Consider the following 5,584-nt stretch of genomic DNA (forward strand, 5'->3'; position numbering starts at 1 on the left):
GCGTCACCGCACCATCCAACACCCGCGACGGATAATTCAACCGCCCCACCGCATTCTTCGCCTTCGACACCACCCACACACCACCATCGTTCAACTCCACCTCAGCAGTCTTAAACCCCGGATAGATGATGGCCCCCGTCACCAACACCACAGCAGCAGCCACAAACGAAGTGGCCGTGACGAACTTGCGGCGCGTGCGTGATCGCGGTTTCGTGGAACCCGGCTTTCTGGCACCCAGCGTGGCGAAAAGACGTGTCACAGCGTTAGCTTTCCTTCAAAATTGTGTGGTGGTTCCCCCGGCGGACCCGAGACCGGTCCCCCACTTCCCGCGACAGCCTACCCAACGATCTCCGGCAGCGCGATGGGGAGGACTGCCCGGCGGAGGGTGACGGCCGGGGCCCGGGGCGGGTTATGGCGTGGCTCCTGTCGGGAAGGTGCACAGTGGTACGCCGCTCTGTGCCGGCGAACCGATGGTGGTGTGCAGCGACTGGATCCAGCGGGTCTGGTTCGGTGAGCCGCGCATGATGTAGTACCACTGGCCGTCGCCGCTGTAGGTGGTGCCGTGCGGCTTCCAGCACATCACGTCGAAGCTGTCGAAGTGGGACATCCACGGCCGGTCGTAACCGCTCTTGCCGTCGCAGGTGAATTTCTGCGGGTCGTAGGAGGTGGCGCCCGGCAGGTCGGTGCAGCTGCGGTCCATGCCGGAGTTCAGCCTGGTGGACCAGCGCGTCTTCTCTGCCCCGGACTGGGCCGACGCCGAGGCGAGCGGGCCGCCGGTGCCGCGCGAGTTGACGGTCTGGACCTGGATCGTGTGCCGTTCATTGAAGCCGCCGGTGTTGACCGTCCGGCTTCCCGAGGGGCCCACCCGTTCCCAGCCGCCGTTGTCGATTTTGATCTGGGTGTAGGCGATGTCGTGGCTCCCGGCATCCGGCGAGGCCCAGTTAAACGTCAGGTTCCGCTGGTTTTCCGCGCCGTTGATGCCGGAGGCCGACGGGGTGCCGGGTGAGCCGTAAGGGTTCGCGTTAGCCCCGGTGCTGGCGTCCGAGCTGGGCGCGACGGACGAGTTGGCCGTCACCGTGACGGTGGTGGCGGCGCCGTTGGCGAACCCGCCGACGGTCTGGCCGGGCCTGATCGGCCCGGACTGGCCGGTGCTGGCTCGGTAGGTGTAACTCACCTCGGAGTAGGCCGAGCCGTTGCGTTCCGCAGCGGTGAGCTCACGGAAGTTGATGGTGATGGCCCGACCGGCGCCGCCGGTGTTGGCCTCGGCGGCGCTCACGCCGGAGACCCGGCTGAGCTTGCCGGTGGCGCGGCGCGGCGCGGAGGCCGCGCTGGCGGAGCCCTTGCCTGCCTTGTTTTCGGCCTGCACGGTGAAGGTGTAGGACGCTTCCGAGTTGTTGGCGGTGAAGTTCGCCGTCCGCACGGTGCCGGCCACGGTCTGGGTCTGGTCCGCGCCGCCGCCGCCGCTCATCGTGACGTAGTAGTTCTTGATCGCGTCGCCGTTGGTGTTTGGCTCATCCCAGTCCACCTTGAGCTGGTTGGAGGTGCCGACGGCGGAGGCCACCGACGTCGTCGGCGCGCCCGGGGCGGCCGGGACGCCGGCGGGGTTGTCCTCGGCGGAGTACTGTCCCCAGTCGGAGGGGCCGAGCTCGTTCACGGCCTGGGCGCGTACCTTGTAGCGCACGCCGTTGGTCAGGGCCGGCCAGGTGTAGTTCAGGCCGGTCACGCCGTTCTTCACGGCGACTCCGCTGGCCGGCGGCGGCGAGATCTCCAGGTTGTAGTTCTTCACCGCGGAGCCCTCGGTCTTCGCCGCGGGCCAGGCGATCACCATGTTCTTGTCCCCGGCCTTGACCGTGGGAGCCTCCGGCGGCGAGGGCTTTTCATCCGGCCGGATCTCGTTGGAGGCCGGCGAGGGATCGGATTCCTTCACCTCGTTGGTGGCGGTGACGGTGAAGACGTACTTGACGTCGTTGGTCAGTCCGCTGAGGGTGCACGTGGTGGTGGCGCAATCCTGGCTGAAGCCGTTGCCGGAGCGCACCGTGTACTTGGTGATGGCGGCACCGTTGTCCGACGGCGGCGTCCACTTGAGCACGGCGGTCCGGCTGCGGACGTCCGTTGCGCTCGGCGCGGACGGGGCGTCGGGCTTGTCCCGGACGGTGATCCGGACGCGGCCGTCGGTCTGCCGGGAGAGGTCCCCGGTCTTGTCCATGACGGTGTAGCGGACCACCATCACGCCCTTGAAGCCGCCGGCGGGGGTGACCGTGATGGAGTCCCCGGCCACCGCGGGCTGCCCGGCCGCGGAGCCGGTTTCCACGGTGGCGGCCACGATCCGCAGCGGCGTGTCGGAGAAGGGGTTGAAGTCGTTGGCAAGGACGTTGACGGTCTCCGCCTTGCCGGCGTTGGCCTTCTCCACGACGTCCTCGTTCGCCACCGGCAGTGGCCGGTTTGAGGCCGTGACGGTGGCCGCCACCGTGGCCCGGACAGGATCGGAGCGGCCGTCGGTGACCTTGAGCGGGATGCTGCCCTTCCAGCCCGCGGCCTTGGCGGAGTCTGCGGTGACTTTCAGGGTGGCGCCGGCGAGCGTGGCCTTGAAGCCCTCCGGGAGTGTTCCGTCGAGTTCGAATTTAAGTTTGTCCTGGTCGCCGGCGTCGACGTCCTTGGCCAGGTTGCCCAGTTCCAGGCTCGCGGACTCGGCCTTCGGCACCTCAAGGGTGGCGCCGCTGAACGTCGGCGGGTGGTTGGCGTTCGGGTCCGGGATGACCTTGGTGATGATGCTGAGCGTGGACTTCAGCCCGGCCGGGTCCTCGGGTCCGCTGCCGTCGGTGACCTCGAAGGTGACCGAGCCCCGGCCCACGTAGTCCTTGAGGGCGGCGTAACGCAGCTTACTCCCGTTGCCGGCCACGACGTTGTCCGGCTCGGCGCCCTGGACCTTGACCTTGTCCACCTGGGTGATCCGCGGCGTACGGCCTTCCCTGACGCGGACGTACTCGCCCAGGTCCAGGGTGATTTCCTTGCCGGCCATCACCTCCACGGCCTCGGTCCGGGCCAGGGTGGGGTGCTGTTCACCCTGGCCGGGGACCCAGATGACCGCCGTCGCGCTTTGGCCGTCCACATCGGTGACGGTGTAGGGAACCAGCTGGTCCTTCGGCGCGAGGGCCACCCGGACGGTCCCGTCGCCGGCCACGCGCGCGTTCGGATTGCCGTCCGGCAGGCCGATCTTGAGTTCTGCGGCGACGCCGTCGGGGTCGGCGTCGTTCTTCAGGACCGGGACGTCGACGGCGGACTTGCCGAGGGTCTCCGCCGGGGTGACCACGTCGTCTTTCGCGAGCGGGGCCTTAAGGGTTGCATCCGGGCTGACCCGGACCCGGATCACGGCGCTGCCCTGGGCTTTTTTGTCGTCCTGGATTTTGTAGCTGACGCTCTCGTTGCCCGCGGCGCCCGGCGCTGTGAGCAGCACCTTGCCGCCGTCGGCCGGCTCGACGGCGAGCTCCGGGCGGGCCTCGAAGCCGTTGCGCACCAGGCTGATCGGGTCCCCATCGGGATCCGAGTCGTTCGTGAGGGCGTCGACGGCGATCTTGCGGCCGGGCCGGACGTCCACGGCGTCGTCAACCGCGATCGGCTTCTGGTTATTGATTTCCCGCGGCGCGATGCCGACGATCACGGTGCCGGTGTTTTCGGCGCCGATCCGGTCCCGGACGCGGTAGCTGAAGGTGTCCGTGCCGGCGGCGTTGCCGGCGGCGGTGAATTCGAGGTAGCCGTCCTTGACCACGGCCGTGCCCATTGCGGGGGCCTTGTCCACGCCCGTCAGCTGCACAGAGTCGCCGTCGGTGTCCACACCGTCGAGCGGCACCGGGATGCGGACCGTCATGCCGGCCACCACGCGGGCGGTCAGGTTCTTCGGTTCGGGGCGGGTGTTGCGTTCGTCGTCGCGGGCCCGGATCCGGATGGACACCTGCTGGGAGTCGGATTGTCCGGAGGCGTTGGTGACCTTGTAGATCGCGTAGACCGTCTTCGGCACCTCGCCGGCGATGAAGCGCAGCGTCTGGCCGGCGGTGAAGGTGCGGCCGTCGGCGGCGTCCGGCTTTTGGGCCAGCACCGGTTCGAGGGTGAGCTTGCCGCCGTTGGGGTCGGTGTCGTTCTCCAGCACCGGGATGGTGACGACGTCGCCCGCACGGACGGTTGCCTCGTCGGGTTTGGCCTGCGGCGCCTGCAGCTTGGACGGCGCGGGGACGACCAGGACGGCGATCTCGCCGCTCGCGGAGGACTTGCCGTTGGAGATTGTGTACTTGACGTTGAGCTGGCCCTGGGCGCGGAGGTCGGTGATCCGGACGACGGAGTGGTCCAGGACGGCGACGCTGAGCGGCAGTCCATCGGCGGCGGTCACGGACTGGACCACCAGGACGCCGCCGGAGGGGTCCGAATCGTTGCCGAGGACGTCCACCAGCACGCTGCCGCCGGCCGGCAACAGCGCGGTGTCGCGGACCGCGACCGGTGCTCCGTCGCCGCCGCCGGGGACGACGTCGACCCGGACCAGCTGCTGGGCGCTGGCCGGCCCGTTCGTGACGAGGTAGGAGACGTAGTGTGCGCCGAGGGCGGTGGAGTTGAAGGTGAAGGTCTGCTGGTCGGCGCCCATGGTGGCGGTGGAGTTGCCGTCCGGGGTGGCCTGGGCGAGACGGAGCGCCCCGCCCTGCGGGTCCGAGTCATTTTTGAGCGGGGCGATCACGGTGTCCACGCCGGCGACGGCCACGAGGTGGTCCGCGTTCGCGATCGGCGGCAGGGCTCCTGGCGGGCGCACCTCCACGGTGACCTTGCCTTCGGCCGTGGACCGGCCGTCGGAGACGGTGACGGTGACGGTCTTGCGGCCGGGTTCGGAGCCGGAGTCCTGGAAGCTGAGCAGGCCGTCGGGCCGGACTTTCACCTGGTCGCGGGGGTCGCTGCTTGCAGCGCCGACGACGAACACGTCATCGCCGTCGGGGTCGGTCCAGTCGGTGAGGATGTTCTGGCTGACCGCTTTGCCGGCCTGGACTACGAGTGTGGTGTTCCTGTTCGGTTTCTGCCGCGGGGCGGAGTTCTCCCCGGGCGGGACGATGTTAAGCGTGACGTCGGCGGAGGCGGAGAGGCCGCGGCCGTCGTCGACCGTGTATTTGAACGTTTCCGTACCGGTCTTGTCCGCGCCCACGCTGACCTGGAAGCCGGTGGCGCCGTAGATCGGTGCGAGCAGCCCGGATTTGAGCGGTTCCGGCGACCGGACGGTGAGGATGTCGCCGTCGGGGTCGGTGTCGTTGTCCAGCACGGGAAGGATGGTCGTCTTGCCGGCGCGGACCCCGAAGGTGTCGGCTTTGGCGACCGGCGGGCTGTTGGGTTTGGTGCGGTCCGGCAGGACGGTCTGCTGCACCTCGTCGGCGGAGTCCTTGTCCGCGTCGTCCGAGGTCTGCTGCGGCGGGATGACGTCGTCCCAGTTGTTCACCAGCTGCATGTTCTGGTTCACCAGCCACACATTGCCCGAATTCACATCATTGAGCACCACCACGTCCCGGTTCACCCGGAACACATACGACGGCGACGCGGACGCCTTCGGCACATCCAC

2 protein-coding genes are annotated in these 5,584 nt (G+C 68.8%); both read right to left on the bottom strand.

All coding sequences use genetic code 11. From position 1 onward, the window contains the following. A partial coding sequence (locus AB4Y91_RS16720; protein WP_441419542.1) for a hypothetical protein occupies positions 1–259 on the bottom strand: 259 nt, incomplete at its 3' end. Positions 260–409: 150 nt separating this feature from the next. Further along, positions 410–5,584 (bottom strand): Ig-like domain-containing protein (locus AB4Y91_RS16725; RefSeq protein ID WP_441419543.1); only part of this gene is annotated, 5,175 nt, incomplete at its 5' end.

Source organism: Arthrobacter sp. YAF16 (assembly GCF_052113385.1).
GTDB lineage: Bacteria > Actinomycetota > Actinomycetes > Actinomycetales > Micrococcaceae > Arthrobacter.